Below are 15,215 nucleotides of genomic sequence, written 5' to 3' on the forward strand. Positions count from 1 at the left end.
GAACACACGCAGTCGAACAGGGGGAGGCCCCAATGACGGAGAGCCCAGACGGCAGCGCCAACGTACCGAGCCGGGACCGGCGGCGATTCCCCGGCATCTCGTCGCGGTCGTACGAACACCCGGCGGACCGCTCGGCGCTGGTGGCGCTGCGCAAGCTCAGCGGGTTCGACACCGTCTTCAAGACGCTCAGCGGCCTGCTGCCGGAGCGCAGCCTGCGGCTGCTGTTCCTCTCGGACTCGGTCCGGGTGAGCGACCAGCAGTTCACGCACCTCAACGACATGCTGCGGGACGCCTGCTACATCCTGGACCTGGAGAAGGTCCCGCCGATGTACGTCAACCAGGACCCGCAGCCCAACGCCATGTGCATCGGCCTGGACGAGCCGATCATCGTGGTGACGACGGGCCTGGTCGAGCTGCTGGACGAGGAGGAGATGCGGGCGGTCATCGGCCACGAGGTCGGACACGCGCTGTCCGGGCACGCCGTCTACCGCACGATCCTGCTGTTCCTGACCAACCTGGCCACGAAGGTCGCCTGGATCCCGCTGGGCAACGTCGCGATCATGGCGATCGTCACGGCGCTGCGCGAATGGTTCCGCAAGTCGGAGCTGTCGGCGGACCGCGCCGGACTGCTGGTCGGGCAGGATCTGCAGGCCTCGATGCGCGGTCTGATGAAGCTGGCCGGCGGCAATCATCTGCACGAGATGAACGTCGACGCCTTCCTCAAGCAGGCGGACGAGTACGAGTCCGGCGGCGACCTGCGCGACTCCGTGCTGAAGATCCTCAACCTGCTGCCGCGCAGCCACCCGTTCACCACCGTGCGGGCGGCCGAGCTGAAGAAGTGGGCGGCCAGCCGCGACTACCAGCGGATCATGGACGGTCACTACCCGCGCCGGGACGAGGACGGCGACACCTCGGTCTCCGACTCCTTCCGGGACTCCGCGGCCCACTACGCCGATTCGGTGCGCAACAGCAAGGACCCGCTGATGGGCCTGGTGCGCGATATCGCGGGCGGCGCGGGCGACTTGGGCGGCAAGCTGCGCGACACGGTCTTCCGCGGCGGCTCGCGGCCCGGCGGCGCCAACGGCACCGGCGGAGCCAACGGAGCGGACCGCCCGGACGACGCCTAGGGCCCAGGACAGCCCTAGCGGACCGGATGGCTCGGCCTCGGCTCGGCGGCGGGCGCCAGCTCACCGCAGAGCGAGGGGTTGACCCGGTTCCTGGCAAAGGGATCGGTGCCCGTGGGCCGGTCGTTGCCGGCGTGCTGGCCCGCGAACAGCGGGTGCAGCGCGTCGGCCGGCTGCGAGGAGCAGGCCAGCGGCCCCGCCTGCAGGCTGCTCTGCAGCACCACCAGGCGGTGGTCGGTGAGGTTCTCGCGGCTCAGCCGGAAGTGCATCTCGCGCCGCACGGTCACCAGCGAGGCCGCGCCCGGGGTGGGCTTGCCGACGCCCTGACCCGGTGCGGAGTGCTGCCCACCGGAGACGGGCCGTACGGCGTAGACGAAGGTGTAGTCGGCGGTGACATCGAGTGCGTCCGGGCTCAGTTCGGAGGCGCTGAGGGTGCCGTCGACCCGGACGTCGTGGTCGGCGAGCCGGGTCTGCTTCGGGTCGAAGCGGACCAGCCAACCGGTCGCCGCGTCCCGGCCGTTGTCGTCGGGGTGCGCCAGGCTGCGGTCGAACTGGTCGAGTTGCCCGGTGTCGAGCAGCAAGCGCACCGGTCGCACCGAACCGCCGGTGAGGGTCGCCGGATCCAGCGAGGAGCGGACGAGGTAGTCCTTCGCCACGGTCAGGGCGGCGACGACCTGACCGCCGGAGAAGTGCTCGGTGCGGGCGACCGCGGGCAGGTTCACGCCCGCGGCGCCGATCCGGTAATTCGCCGCGGCGCTGTGCGCGAAGAGGTCCTGCGGTGTCGCGCCCGGGACGACTCCCCTCGGTGCCAGCGGCACGACCGTGGACCGCAGCGGCTGTGCCCGGAGCGTGTCCGGGTTCTTGTAGGGGTGCCGGATGCCCATGTAGACGGCGGTGCCGAAGGCGAGAACGATCAGCAGCACCAGCAGGACCGCCTGCCGGGAGCCGCCCAGCCGCCGCCAGGCGTGCCGGGTTTTCACCGCCGGTGAATGGTGTTCGCCGAGCCGCTCGTCCGCGGAGAATTCCTGCAGTCGCGCAGCACGAACGAACGATTCGTCGAAGACGACGGATCGGTATTCGTCCTCACCACCACCCGGGGCGCCGTTGGGCGTCCCTTCGGGAGGGTCACCAGGCCCGGTCATACAACAAGAGTAGGTCTGCCGGGGCAAACGTAAACGCGGGGGAGCCGGGCAACTTCACCGGAGGGTTCCCGTTTCAGGTGTCCTATTTGCGGGCACCGCGGCGCGGCGTTCAGTGCGGCCTGGGCGCCGCCGAGAACGACGGATGCAGGGAATCGGCCGACGGCAGCGACGGCAGGCCCGGACGGGCCGTACGGACGCTGTCCGTGCCCGTGGCGGGGGCGTCCACCCCGCTGGAGGCCGGCGCCGGTGCCGGGCGCTGGGTCCGCCCGGAGGAGCCGCGGTAGACGGCGCTGAAGGCCAGCGCGACCAGCCCGATGCCCATGACCACGGCCAGCACCCAGGCGACCGGCCGGTGCCAGCGGGTACTGCGGTAGGGGCGCAGCGCACCGCCATAGGGGCCGTACGGGCCGTACGGCGCGTCATCGCCGTACTCCCCGTCGTCCTCGTACTCTCCGTAGTCGCCGAATCCCTCGTAGTCGTCGGCCCGGCGACTGCGGAAGGCGGGGTCGTCCGGGTCGTCGCCCTCGGGGCCGAAGCCCGGTCCGGAGCGGGCCGCCTCGGCCTCGGCGCGCGCCTCGGCGGCGGCCAGCATCCGCTCGACCGCCGAGGGCTCGTGAATCTGCGCGGACCGGACGAATTCCTCGTCGAAGACCACGGAGGCGAATTCTTCGTCCGCTTTTCCGTGGCTCCCGTGGTGGTGCTCGTCGGGCTCTTCACCGTCCGGGAACGGCTTGCCCCCCACGTCGTCCGGCACCCGTCCAGGTTAGCCCCGGCGGCTCCTTTTGGGCAGAGAGAACGGGGAATCCGGGGGCCCGTCAGCGGGTGTGGCCGTCGCCCGTGACGATGTACTTCGTCGAGGTCAGTTCCGGCAGCCCCATGGGCCCGCGGGCATGCAGCTTCTGGGTGGAAATGCCGATCTCCGCGCCGAAGCCGAATTGGCCGCCGTCGGTGAAACGGGTCGAGGCGTTGACCGCGACGGTGGTGGAATCCACCAACTGGGTGAACCGGCGGGCCGCCGCCTGCGAGGTGGTGACGATGGCCTCGGTGTGGCCGGAGGTCCACTTCCGGATGTGCGCCACCGCCGCGTCCAGGTCGGGCACCACGGCGGCCGCGATGTCGTACGAGAGGTACTCCGTCGCCCAGTCCTCGTCGGTGGCGGGGGCGACCAGCCCGGGGCCCGCCTGCTGCCAGGCCGCGTCGCCGTGCACGATCACCCCGGCCTGGGTCAGCGCCTCCAGGGCCCGCGGCAGGAACTTCTCGGCGATCCCGGCATGCACCAGCACCGTCTCGGCGGCATTGCAGACGCTGGGGCGCTGGGCCTTGGAGTTGACGAGGATGTCGACGGCCATGTCGAGGTCGGCGGCCTCGTCGACGTAGACGTGGCAGTTGCCGGTACCGGTCTCGATCACCGGCACGGTGGACTCCTCGACGACCGTCCGGATCAGGGACGCCCCGCCGCGCGGGATCAGCACGTCCACCAGTCCGCGGGCGCGCATCAGCTCGCGCACCGACTCGCGGCTCTGGCCGGGCACCAGCTGCACCGCGTCGGCGGGCAGCCCGGCGCGCTGGACGGCGTCCCGCAGCACGTCGACCAGGGCGCTGTTGGAGGCGTACGCCGAGGACGAGCCGCGCAGCAGCACGGCATTGCCGGACTTCAGGCACAGGGCCGCGGCGTCCACCGTCACGTTGGGCCGGGCCTCGTAGATGATCCCGATCACCCCGAGCGGGACCCGGACCTGCCGCAGGTCGAGGCCGTTGGGCAGGGTCGAGCCGCGCACGACCTCGCCGACCGGGTCGGGCAGCGCCACGACCTGGCGGACGTCCGCGGCGATGGCCGCGATCCGCTCGGGGGTGAGGGTGAGCCGGTCGACGATCGACTCGGCGGTGCCGGCCTCCCGCGCCGTGGCGATGTCCCGGGCGTTGGCGGCGACGATCGTGTCGGTCCGCTCCACCAGGGCGTCGGCGATGGCGAGCAGCGCGGCGTCCCGGGCCGTCCGCGGCAGCGGCGCCAGGACGGCGGCCGCCTCCCTCGCCCGGCGGGCGGTGTCGAGGACGGCTGAGGAATGCGATGCGCTGCTGGTCATGGCCGCAGCCTAACGGGGCGGCGGGCTACGACCACGCCGCATCTCACAGCGCGGGACGAGACGCCCACCGGTCAGAACGGATGAACGCCGACCGGTGCGGCCGGTGGCGGTCCGTAGCCCTCGGCGAGGCGCTGGTGGTAGGTCTCGCGGTCGATGACCTCCAGCCCGACGATCTCCCACGGCGGCAGCTTGGCCGTGGCGCGGTGCTCGCCCCACAGCCGCAGCGCGACCGCCGCGGCATCGTGCAGGTCGCGCGCCTCCTCCCAGTAGCGGATCTCGGCGTGGTCGTTGGCGTAGCGGCTGGTCAGCAGGAAGGGGTGGTCGTGGGCGAGCTGTTCCAGCGCCCGCCGGACCTCCTTCAGCGGGGACTCGGCGCCCGAGACGCTGAGGGTGATGTGCCACAGCCGGGACGCCTCGCGGCGCTCGCCCCCGGCCGGGTACGGCGCCGGCCCGCCGCGCTCGGCGTACCGGTCGTCCGGCCGGCCGGCGTCCTCGCCGGTGCCGACGCTGGTCAGTGTGCGCTCCGCCGTTCCTCGGGGCAGCGCCCCTGGGCGCCCTCGTCTCACCGGCGGCCTCCTGTGATGCGAATCGCTCCGCCCTCGGGGGTACGGAACCGTCGTACGTCGGCGTGTGCTCGTGTGCGCTGCGGGCGTCGCTCCCCCAGGCGCCCGTGCAACAAAGTTGACCAGCCCGCGGCCCGTCGCGGGGGCATTTTTGCGAAGGTCTCGGTGGAAAGGCTGGTCTGCGCCCCGCGCCGGTGACCGTGTTCGAGGGCCCCGGCGGCCCGTCGGCCGACGGGCCGCGTCAGTGGTGCATCAGCACCAGATCGTCGCGGTGCACGACCTCCCGCTCGTAGGCCGGGCCCAGCTCGCGGGCCAGATCGCGGGTCGAACGCCCCATCAATCGGGGGATTTCCCGGGCATCGAAATTGACGACGCCGCGGGCGACCGCGCGCCCGTCGATGTCCCGCAGCTCGACCGGGTCCCCAGCGGTGAACTCGCCCTCCACGGAGGCGATTCCGGCCGGGAGCAGCGAGGAGCCCCGTTCGACGACGGCCCGTACGGCCCCGTCGTCCAGCACCAGGGCGCCGCGCGGCGTGGAGGCGTGCGCCAGCCACAGCAGCCGGTCGGCGGAGCGGCGGCCGGTGCGCAGGAAGTGCGTGCCGGTCAGCCCGCCGGCCAGGGCGTCCGCGGCGTGCACGGCGGAGGTCAGCACGACCGGGATGCCGGCCGCGGCCGCGATCCGGGCCGCCTCGACCTTGGTGACCATGCCGCCGGTGCCGACGCCGGCCCGGCCCGCGCTGCCGATGGAGACCCCCTCCAGGTCCCGGGGCCCGCGCACCACGCCTATCCGGGAGGTGCCGGGGGTGGCCGGATCGCCGTCGTAGAGGCCGTCGACGTCGGAGAGCAGGATCAGCAGGTCGGCGCGGACGAGATGGGCGACCAGGGCCGCAAGCCGGTCGTTGTCGCCGAACCGGATCTCGTCGGTGGCGACGGTGTCGTTCTCGTTCACGATCGGTACGGCACCCATGGCCAGCAGCTGGTCGAGGGTCCGGTAGGCATTGCGGTAGTGCGCCCGGCGGCTGGTGTCGTCGGAGGTCAGCAGGACCTGGCCGACCCGGCGGCCGTAGCGGGCGAAGGAGGCGGTGTAGCGGGCGACCAGCAGGCCCTGGCCGACGCTGGCGGCGGCCTGCTGCCGGGCCAGGTCACGGGGCCGCCTGGCGAGCCCCAGCGGCGCCAGACCGGCCGCGATGGCACCGGAGGAGACCAGCACGATCTCCTTGTCCTGGTGCTTGGCCAGCACATCGACCAGCGCGTCCACACGATCGGCGTCCAGCCCGCCGGCTGCCGTCGTCAGCGAGGAGGAGCCGACTTTCACCACGATCCGGCGGGCGTCCTTCACGTCCTGCCTTGCGCCTGCCACCTGCATACCCCTGTGCTCGCCGTTCCCGCCGCCGTACGGAGAATTCTGTCCGATCCACACCACGGCCCTACGGGCGCAATCTACGGCAGTGCGGCCCGCGCGTGCTGCGCGATATCTCCTGGCGGACGGCGCGCGGAGGGGGAACGGGCCGGACCGGCGAGCGGTCCGGCGCGGCCGAGCGGGCAGAATGGGGCCGGACATCCGGCCCGCGCCCCCGGGCCGGGGTGCCCCTCCCAGTGGCCCATGCGGTTATCCATAGACGGAAGCCGAGGCCACGAGGTTGCGTTCGATTGGTCCGTTTTCGCGGTGATCAGAGCCACAGCAGATTGTCACCAGGGCCAACGAGGTCATACGGTCGGGTGTCCATCGGTCCCGTTTCGCCGCTCCGGCGGTGTCGCAGCGCGGGACCCGGCCGCCCCGCTCGGCCTCCCCCCTGACCTTCGTGCTGCCAGGAGCCCTCCCCCGTGCCTTCCGCCGGAATCGTCCCCCGCCGAGCCGTCCAGCTCGCGGCACTCTTCGCGATGATGGTCGCGTTCACCGCACAGCTCGTCGGTGCGCTGTTGCCCGTCATCCCGCTGTTCATCGCCGCATCCGTGATCAACCTGGGACTCGACCTGGTCCTCCAGCACAAGCAGCCCGGCCTGCTCGCGGTGCTCGGCCGGATCCGGTTCGACGTCACCGTGCGCCAGCTGCTGCGCGACATGCTGATACTGGTCGGCCTGCTGCACATCGACGGCATCAACCCGCTGGAGGAGCAGGCGCCGCTCACCATCACGCTGCTCCTCTTCTACGGCACCCACTTCGTGTGCCAGGCGGTGGCGGTGCTGGTCCGCCGGACCCGCAGCATGCCGTTCGTGACCCGCAACATCGACGCGAGCGCGCTGCGGCTCTGCGACGCCCCGCCGCGCATCCTCTCCCGCCAGACGGGCCGGCGGCTGCTGCGCTTCTCCGTGCCCACCACGGCCGGCATGATGCTCACCGCGATCACCACCGACGCGTACTGGGGCGGCATCGGTCTCTCCGTCTCCCTGGCGCTGTCCGCCGGCGGCACGCTCTATCTGGGCACCTGGCTGCTGCCCAAGAAGCGGGTGGCGAACGAGAAGCAGGCCCTGGAGTGGCTGGACAACTGGCTGGCGGAGTACCGGCCGACGGTCGGCATGTACTTCTCCGGCGGCGCCTCCTCCGCCTACCAGGCCAACATGTGGCTGAGCACCCTGGCCGCCCTGGACGGCAACCCGATCATCGTGCTCCGCGAGCGCTTCATGGTGCAGAAGATCGAGGCCACGGACGTACCGATCGTCTGCATCCCCAAGGTCGCCAACCTGATGCGGCTGGAGCACTCCACGCTCAAGGTGCTGCTGCACCCTGCGAACTCCGGCAAGACCTCGCAGATCCTGCGCATCCCGTCCATCAAGCACGCCTTCACCAACCACGGCGAGAGCGACAAGCTGTCCTCCTGCAACCCGTACGCGAAGGCGTACGACGAGGTGTGGGTCGCGGGCCCGGCGGCCCGTGACCGCTACCAGCTCGCCGACATCGGCGTCGAGGACAAGGACGTCATCGAGGTCGGCCGCCCCCAGCTGGCCCCGATCCGGCCGTACGCGGGCGCCCCGGCGGGCCGCCCGGCCACCGTCCTGTACGCCCCGACCTGGGAGGGCTGGGACGGCAACCCGGGCAACACCTCGGTGATCCTGGCCGGCGAGAACATCGTCCGCGAGCTGCTCGCCGACGAGAACGTCCGGCTGCTGTACAAGCCGCACCCGATGACCGGTTCCGTGGACCCGCGCGCGGGCGCCGCCAACTCCCGTATCCAGGCGATGATCGCGGAGGCCAACGCCGGCCGCAGCGGGGCGCGGCCCGGCCCGGAGGCCGCCGCCGAACTGGCCCGCCGCGCCGAGGAACTGGACGCGCTGACCACCTCCGCGTTCCGCAAGAGCGCGGACGAGCTGGAGCGGATGCGGCTGCAGGGCACCCCGCAGGAGGGCCGGGCCGCCGCCGTGGACGCGGCCGTCACCGCCTGGGAAGCGGCGTACTGGAACTCCTTCCCCGAGTGGGAGCACCGCATCATCACCACCGCCCGCCCCGGCATCTTCAGCTGCTTCAACGAGGCGGACGTGCTGATCAGCGATGTCTCCAGCGTGGTGTCCGACTACCTGACGAGCGAGAAGCCGTACGCGGTCGCCAACACCTCGGGGATGAGCGAGGACGACTTCCGGGCGAACTTCCCGACCGTACGAGCGGCGACCATCCTCACGCCCGACGCGAGCGGCGTGGCCGGTCTCCTCGACGCGGTGCGCAACCCGGAGAAGGACACCCTGGCCGCGGAGCGGGCCGAGCTCAAGGAGCACCTGCTGGGCCCGTCGGACCCGCCCTCGTCGGTCCGCTTCAACCAGGCCGCGCTGGCCCTGGCCGCCAAGGCCGACGAGCGGCGCGTCCGGATGGAGAGCCGGCTGTCCGGTATCCCCGGCCAGCGCTCCCAGGACGACGTGCACGACGCCGGGACGGCCGGGCACGAGACCAGCGGCGCCTCGGACACCACGGCCGCAGTCTGAGCCCACAGCGGCCGCCGACGCCCACGGCGGCGGAACCGAGCACGGGGAAGGCCCCCGGGAGGATCTCCTCCCGGGGGCCTTCCCCGTTCCTGCCTGCCGCGAGTGGCCGCTCCCGCGCCCGTCAGAAGGGCCGGAAGCGCTCGTACTCCTCGGAGGCCTCGTCCCGCTCCGCGTCGCGGTCCCGGCGGCGCTGCGCGGCCGGCCGGGGCGCCTCCAGGCGGTGGTCCTCGCCACGCCGGCCCAGCATCTCCGCGCCGGCCGCCATGGTCGGCTCCCAGTCGAAGACGACGGCGTTGTCCTCGGGGCCGATCGCGACCCCGTCCATGGCGCGCGCACCGGCCTTGAGCAGGGCGTCCTCGACGCCGAGCCGGCTGAGCCGGTCGGCGAGGTAGCCGACGGCCTCGTCGTTGTTGAAGTCGGTCTGGCGCACCCAGCGTTCGGGCTTCTCGCCGCGGACGCGGTAGAAGTGCTCGCCCTCCTCCGTGACCGTGAAGCCCGCGTCGTCCACGGCCTGGGGGCGGATCACGATCCGGGTGGCTTCCTGGACGGGCTTGGCGGCACGGGCCGTCGCCACGATGTCGGCGAGGGCGTAGGACAGCTCCTTGAGGCCCAGGTGGGCGACGGCCGAGACCTCGAAGACGCGGTAGCCGCGCTCCTCCAGATCGGGGCGGATCATGTCGGCGAGGTCCTTGCCGTCGGGGACGTCGACCTTGTTGAGGACGACCACCCGGGGGCGGTTCTCCAGACCGCCGTACTGAGCCAACTCCTCCTCGATGAGGTCGAGGTCGGAGACCGGGTCACGGTCCGACTCCAGGGCCGCGGTGTCCAGGATGTGCACCAGCACCTCGCACCGCTCGACATGGCGCAGGAATTCCAGGCCCAGGCCCTTGCCCTGGCTGGCGCCGGGGATCAGACCCGGGACGTCCGCGATGGTGTAGACCGTCGAACCGGCCGTCACCACGCCGAGGTTGGGCACCAGCGTCGTGAACGGGTAGTCCGCGATCTTCGGCTTGGCCGCCGAGAGCACCGAGATCAGCGACGACTTGCCGGCGCTGGGGTAGCCGACCAGGGCCACGTCCGCGACGGTCTTCAGCTCCAGCACGATGTCGCGGGCCTCGCCGGGCTCGCCGAGCAGCGCGAAACCGGGGGCCTTGCGGCGGGCGGAGGCCAGCGCGGCGTTGCCGAGGCCGCCGCGGCCGCCCTGGCCGGCGACGAAGGTGGTGCCCTGGCCGATGAGATCGGCCAGGACCTCGCCGTTGCCGTCGAGCACGACGGTGCCGTCGGGCACCGGCAGGACCAGGTCCTTGCCGTTCTTGCCCTCGCGGTTGTCACCGGCGCCGGGCTGGCCGTTGGTGGCCTTGCGGTGGGGGTGGTGGTGGTAGTCGAGGAGGGTGGTGACGTCCTGGTCGACGACCAGGATCACATCGCCGCCACGGCCGCCGTTGCCGCCGTCCGGTCCGCCGAGCGGCTTGAACTTCTCACGGTGAACGGAGGCACAGCCGTGGCCTCCGTTACCCGCGGCGACGTGCAGCTCGACGCGGTCCACGAAGGTGGTCATGGTGGGGGTGCCTCCAGAAAACGACGGGTGCGCGGATGCCGCGCCAAGAACTCTGTACTGCGGGGTGTGGCGGTGCTGCGGGGGGTGTCCGTATCAACGCGCCAAGGGCGGACCGGCCTTCCCGCTCTCGCGGGAAAAGGCGGTCCGCCCTCGGAGTGCTGCTGTGGCGTGGAACGCGTCCGGGCCGGAATTACTCGGCGACCGGGACGATGTTCACGACCTTGCGGCCACGGTGGGTGCCGAACTGCACCGCGCCGTCCGCAAGGGCGAACAGGGTGTCGTCGCCGCCGCGGCCGACGCCCGTGCCCGGGTGGAAGTGGGTGCCACGCTGGCGGACCAGGATCTCACCGGCGAGAACGGCCTGACCGCCGAAGCGCTTCACGCCGAGCCGCTGAGCATTGGAATCGCGACCGTTCCGAGTGGACGATGCGCCCTTCTTGTGTGCCATGTCTCCTCAGTCCCTTACTTCGCCGGAGCGTCGATGCCGGTGATCTTCAGCGCCGTGTGGAGCTGGCGGTGGCCGATCCGCTTCTTGTAACCGGTCTTGTTCTTGTACTTCTGGATCCGGATCTTGTCGCCCTTGTGGTGGTCGACGACCTCGCCCTGGACCTTCACGCCGGCCAGGACCCACGGGTCGCTGGTGACCGAGTCGCCGTCGACGACCAGCAGCGTGGAGAGCTCGACGGTGTCGCCGACCTTGCTGGTGGAAATGCGGTCAACCTCGATGACGTCGCCAACAGCAACCTTCTGCTGGCGTCCGCCGGTGCGCACGATCGCGTACACGCGGAACTCTCTCTCGCTAGGAATCGGATCCTCTGATGCCAGCCGCTCACACGGGCTCGGGATAGGGCCCGTGAAATCCGAGTGGACGAGCGGCCTCCCTCGGCGGACCGAGAGGTGTGTGCTCAGGGGGTTGGTGTCACAGACACCGACGGTCAAGGTTACGGGGCCTTGACCAGGGGGTCAAACCGGCCCCGGACCGCGGACGGTCCGGGGCACGGTGTGCTCAGTCCTCCGCGGAAGCCGACACCGCGGCCACCGGGGCCTGCTCGGCCGCCGCCGTCTTCTTGGCCGCCGCCTTCTTGGCCGTCGTCTTCTTCGTGGTGGTCTTCTTCGCCGCGGCCTTCTTGGCGGTGGTGGTGGTCTTCTTCGCCGCCGCCTTCTTGGCCGTGGTCTTCTTCGCCGCCGTCTTCTTGGCGGTGGTCTTCTTCGCCGCCGCCTTCTTCGCGGTCTTCTTGGCGGCGGGTGCCGCCTCCGCCTCGGCGGGCTCGGCGGGCGCCTCGGCCGGCGCCGGCTCCGCCGCGGGTGCGGTGATGACCACGGTCGCCGCGGAGTCGTCGGAGACCTCCGGCGAACCCGCCGGCGCGGTCGCCTTACGGGTCGCCCGACGGCGCGGACGGGCCGGCGCGGGCTCCGCGGCCGGCGCCTCGGCGACCGGCTCCGGGACCTGCTCCGGCTCGGGCACGGCCACCGGCTCGGCCGGCAGCACGATCTCGGCGGTCTCCTCGGCGGCCTTGGGGGCGCCCGCCGGAGCGGACACCTTCCGGCTCACCCGGCGACGGCCACGGCCGCGCCCGGCGGCCGCCTCGGCCTCCGCGGGGCTGCTGAACCACTCGTCCGCCTCGGCCACCGCGGGCTGCAGCTCGGCCTCCGTCACGGCGACCGGCTCCAGCTCCGGCTCGCCGCCGTCCGGGGTCGGCTCGGCCGTCGTGACCTCGTGGACATGCGGCTCGGCCTTCTCGGCCTTGCCCTTCTTCTTGCGCTTGCCACCGCCGCCGGCCACCGTCGGCTGGTCCATGTGGACGATGACGCCGCGGCCGTTGCAGTGCACACACGACTCGGAGAAGGACTCCAGCAGGCCCTGGCCGACCCGCTTGCGGGTCATCTGGACCAGACCGAGCGAGGTGACCTCGGCGACCTGGTGCTTGGTGCGGTCCCGGCCCAGGCACTCCAGCAGGCGCCGCAGCACCAGGTCCCGGTTGGACTCCAGCACCATGTCGATGAAGTCGATGACGATGATGCCGCCGAGGTCGCGCAGCCGCAGCTGACGCACGATCTCCTCGGCCGCCTCCAGGTTGTTCCGGGTGACCGTCTCCTCCAGGTTGCCGCCCTGGCCGGTGAACTTACCGGTGTTGACGTCGACCACGACCATCGCCTCGGTCCGGTCGATCACCAGCGAACCACCGCTGGGCAGCCAGACCTTGCGGTCCAGCGCCTTCATCAGCTGCTCGTCGATGCGGTACGTCGCGAACACATCGACGTCCGACGTCCACTTCTGCAGCCGGTCGGTGAGGTCCGGGGCGACGTGCGCGACGTAGCCGTGGATGGTGCCCCAGGCCTCGTCACCGCTGACGATGACCTTGGAGAAGTCCTCGTTGAAGATGTCGCGGACGACCCGGACGGTCATGTCCGGCTCGCCGTAGAGCAGCGTCGGCGCGTTGGAGCTGCTGCTCTTGGCCTTCTTCTGGATCTCTTCCCACTGCGCCTGCAGCCGCTGGACGTCGCGCGCCAGCTCCTCCTCGCTCGCGCCCTCCGCGGCGGTACGGACGATGACGCCCGCGTCCTCGGGGACGATCTTCTTGAGGATCTGCTTCAGCCGCGACCGCTCGGTGTCCGGGAGCTTGCGGCTGATACCGGTCATCGAGCCCTCGGGCACGTAGACCAGGTAGCGGCCGGGCAGCGAGACCTGGCTGGTGAGCCGGGCGCCCTTGTGACCGATCGGGTCCTTGGTGACCTGCACCAGCACCGACTGGCCGGACTTCAGCGCGGACTCGATACGGCGCGGGCCGTTGGCCATGCCCAGCGCCTCGAAGTTGACCTCACCGGCGTACAGCACCGCGTTGCGGCCCTTGCCGATGTCGACGAAGGCGGCCTCCATCGACGGCAGGACGTTCTGCACCTTGCCGAGGTAGACGTTGCCGACGTACGAGGTCGCCTGCTCCTTGTTGACGAAGTGCTCCACGAGCACGTTGTCCTCAAGGACGCCGATCTGGGTGCGCTCGCCGCTCTGGCGGACGACCATCACCCGCTCGACGGCCTCGCGGCGCGCGAGGAACTCCGCCTCGGTGATGATCGGCACCCGGCGGCGACCCTGCTCACGGCCCTCACGGCGGCGCTGCTTCTTGGCCTCCAGACGCGTCGACCCCTTGATCGACTGCACCTCGTCGGCGCTGGTGCCCTCGTCCTTCTTGCGGGGCTCGCGGACCTTGACGACCGTGCGCTCCGGATCGTCGGCGCTGCCGGCCTCGGGCTCGGCGGCGTCACCGGTGCGCCGGCGACGGCGACGGCGACGACGGCTGCTGCTGGAGCCGCCCTGCTCCTCGTCCTCCTGCTGCGCCTCGGGCTGCTCGGCGGCCCGCTCCTCGTCCTCCTCGGACTCCGCCTCCGCGGTCTCGCGCTCCTCGGCGGACTGCTCCTCGGCACCCTCGGCGGCCTCCCCGCGACGGCGGCGGCGGCCACCCCGGCGACGACGGCGCGAGGGACGGTCCGCGGACTCCTCCTCGCCGTGACCGGCCTCGGCCTGCTCGGCCTCCGGCTCGGCCGCTGCTTCTGTCGTGGGCTGCGGCTCCTCGGCCGGGGCGGCGGCCACCTGCTCGGGCTGCTCGGCCTCGGCCGGGGCACCCCGGCGGCGACGGCGGCGCGTCCCGGCGGGCTGCTCCTCGACGGCCTGCCCGGCGGTGGCCTCCTCCTGACGGGCCGCGGCATGGGCGGCGGCCGCGCTCTCCGGCGTCTGGAACATCGGCTCGGTGAAGACCGGCGCCTGGAAGACGGCGGTCGGCGGGCGCTGGGCCCGGCGGCGGCCGCGCGCGGGCGCCTCCGCCGCGGGCTCCGAGGCCTCCTCGGCGGGCTGCGGGGCCGCGGCCGGCTCCGCGGCGCGCTCGCCACGGCGGCGGGCCCGGCGGCGGGGGGTCTCGGCCGGCTCGGCCGCGGCGGCCGGGGCCTCCTCGGCCGCCGGCTCCGGCGCCTCCTCGGCCGGCTGCGGGGCGCCCGCGGCGGCGGTGGCCTTACGGGTCGCCCGGCGGCGGGTACGGGCCGGCGCGGGCTCCTCGGCGGCCGCGGGGGCCGCTTCCTCGGCGACGGGGGCGGTGCTCTTGGCCGTCGCCGCGGTCTCGTCGGGGGTCTCGGTCTGCGGGGTGCCGGCGGGGGCGGTGACCTTACGGGTCGCCCGGCGGCGGGTACGGCGCGGTGCCTCCTCGGCCTCCTGGGCGGCGGCCGGGGCGGCCTCCGCGGCGGCTTCGGCGGGCGCGGGCGCCTCGGCGGCCACCGGCTCCGCGGCGGCCTCGGTCTGCGGGGTACCGGCGGGGGCCGTGACCTTACGGGTCGCCCGGCGGCGGCCGCGGCGCGGTGCCTCCTCGGCCTGCGGCGTCTCGGCGGGCGTCTCGGCCGCGGGGGTTTCGGCGGCGGCCGGCTCGGCCGGAGCCGCGGCGGGCTCGCCGGACGCCGGCTGCGGGGTCCCGGCCGGGGAGGTGACCTTACGGGTCGCCCGGCGGCGGGTACGGGCGGGCTTGGCCTCGTCGCCGCTGGTGACCGCGGAAGCCGTGGTCTCCTCGGCGAGGGCCGCGCCGGGCCCGGCGGAGGCGGTGGTGCTCACCACCGCGGCCTCGGCGGCGCCGGCGCCCGTGGGCGGACCGGCCGGCCGGGAGGCGGCACGGCGCCGGGGCGGCAGGGTGTCGCTGGGTGAATGGTTGTCGTCGGCGCCACCGTTCCGGGAATTCGTGGAACGGGTGGGCTCAATGGGCTCGAGCATGCGGGCGGTTCTCCCGTCACGCTCCCGGGCGCCGCGCCTGATTCCGGTCGCGGTCCGCGTGATGAGCGCGGTCCCGCTGTCCGGG

Annotated in this window: 11 protein-coding genes; 2 read left to right on the forward strand and 9 right to left on the reverse strand. The window is 72.7% G+C overall.

Features of this window, described 5'->3' with window-relative positions; all coding sequences use genetic code 11:
- Positions 1 to 32 precede the first annotated feature (32 nt).
- Positions 33 to 1,127, forward strand: coding sequence for a M48 family metallopeptidase (locus EST92_RS01780; protein ID WP_129279223.1), 1,095 nt, complete (start codon positions 33 to 35; stop codon positions 1,125 to 1,127).
- A gap of 14 nt (positions 1,128 to 1,141) precedes the next feature.
- Here EST92_RS01780 and EST92_RS01785 read toward each other — a convergent pair whose 3' ends face one another.
- From EST92_RS01785 to proB, 5 genes are all read right to left on the reverse strand, one after another.
- Positions 1,142 to 2,266: a hypothetical protein gene (locus EST92_RS01785; protein WP_129279224.1), complete on the reverse strand. Its 1,125-nt coding sequence runs from the start codon at positions 2,264 to 2,266 to the stop codon at positions 1,142 to 1,144.
- 109 nt (positions 2,267 to 2,375) lie between these two features.
- Positions 2,376 to 3,020 carry a hypothetical protein gene (locus EST92_RS01790; protein ID WP_129279225.1) on the reverse strand — a complete coding sequence of 215 codons (645 nt, stop codon included), beginning with the start codon at positions 3,018 to 3,020 and terminating at the stop codon, positions 2,376 to 2,378.
- 61 nt (positions 3,021 to 3,081) lie between these two features.
- A complete protein-coding gene (locus EST92_RS01795) occupies positions 3,082 to 4,350 on the reverse strand; it encodes a glutamate-5-semialdehyde dehydrogenase (RefSeq protein WP_129279226.1) in 1,269 nt (422 codons plus the stop codon).
- A gap of 71 nt (positions 4,351 to 4,421) precedes the next feature.
- Positions 4,422 to 4,916 (reverse strand): hypothetical protein, encoded by a 495-nt coding sequence (locus EST92_RS01800; RefSeq protein ID WP_006605653.1) that lies wholly within the window; start codon positions 4,914 to 4,916, stop codon positions 4,422 to 4,424.
- A gap of 238 nt (positions 4,917 to 5,154) precedes the next feature.
- The gene (gene proB, locus EST92_RS01805) at positions 5,155 to 6,273 is read right to left on the reverse strand and encodes a glutamate 5-kinase (protein ID WP_129279227.1); all 1,119 of its coding nucleotides are present in this window, start codon (positions 6,271 to 6,273) and stop codon (positions 5,155 to 5,157) included.
- A 464-nt stretch (positions 6,274 to 6,737) separates the two neighbouring features.
- Here proB and EST92_RS01810 point away from each other — a divergent pair, with 464 nt between their 5' ends.
- A complete protein-coding gene (locus EST92_RS01810) occupies positions 6,738 to 8,825 on the forward strand; it encodes a hypothetical protein (RefSeq protein ID WP_129279228.1) in 2,088 nt (695 codons plus the stop codon).
- A 121-nt stretch (positions 8,826 to 8,946) separates the two neighbouring features.
- Here the strand turns inward: EST92_RS01810 and obgE are convergent, their stop codons facing one another.
- The 4 genes from obgE to EST92_RS01830 all read right to left on the reverse strand — a co-directional run bounded on the left by obgE (position 8,947) and on the right by EST92_RS01830 (position 15,130).
- Positions 8,947 to 10,383, reverse strand: a complete 1,437-nt coding sequence (gene obgE, locus EST92_RS01815) for a GTPase ObgE (protein WP_129279229.1) — start codon at positions 10,381 to 10,383, stop codon at positions 8,947 to 8,949.
- Between the two features lie 190 nt (positions 10,384 to 10,573).
- Positions 10,574 to 10,831 carry a 50S ribosomal protein L27 gene (gene rpmA, locus EST92_RS01820; protein ID WP_006605649.1) on the reverse strand — a complete coding sequence of 86 codons (258 nt, stop codon included), beginning with the start codon at positions 10,829 to 10,831 and terminating at the stop codon, positions 10,574 to 10,576.
- A gap of 14 nt (positions 10,832 to 10,845) precedes the next feature.
- Positions 10,846 to 11,166: a 50S ribosomal protein L21 gene (gene rplU / locus EST92_RS01825; protein ID WP_006605648.1), complete on the reverse strand. Its 321-nt coding sequence runs from the start codon at positions 11,164 to 11,166 to the stop codon at positions 10,846 to 10,848.
- 223 nt (positions 11,167 to 11,389) lie between these two features.
- A complete protein-coding gene (locus EST92_RS01830; RefSeq protein WP_129279230.1) occupies positions 11,390 to 15,130 on the reverse strand; it encodes an Rne/Rng family ribonuclease in 3,741 nt (1,246 codons plus the stop codon).
- Positions 15,131 to 15,215: the final 85 nt, after the last annotated feature.

The sequence above is a fragment of the Streptomyces sp. TM32 genome, assembly GCF_004122755.1.
Taxonomy (GTDB): Bacteria; Actinomycetota; Actinomycetes; order Streptomycetales; family Streptomycetaceae; genus Streptomyces; species Streptomyces sioyaensis.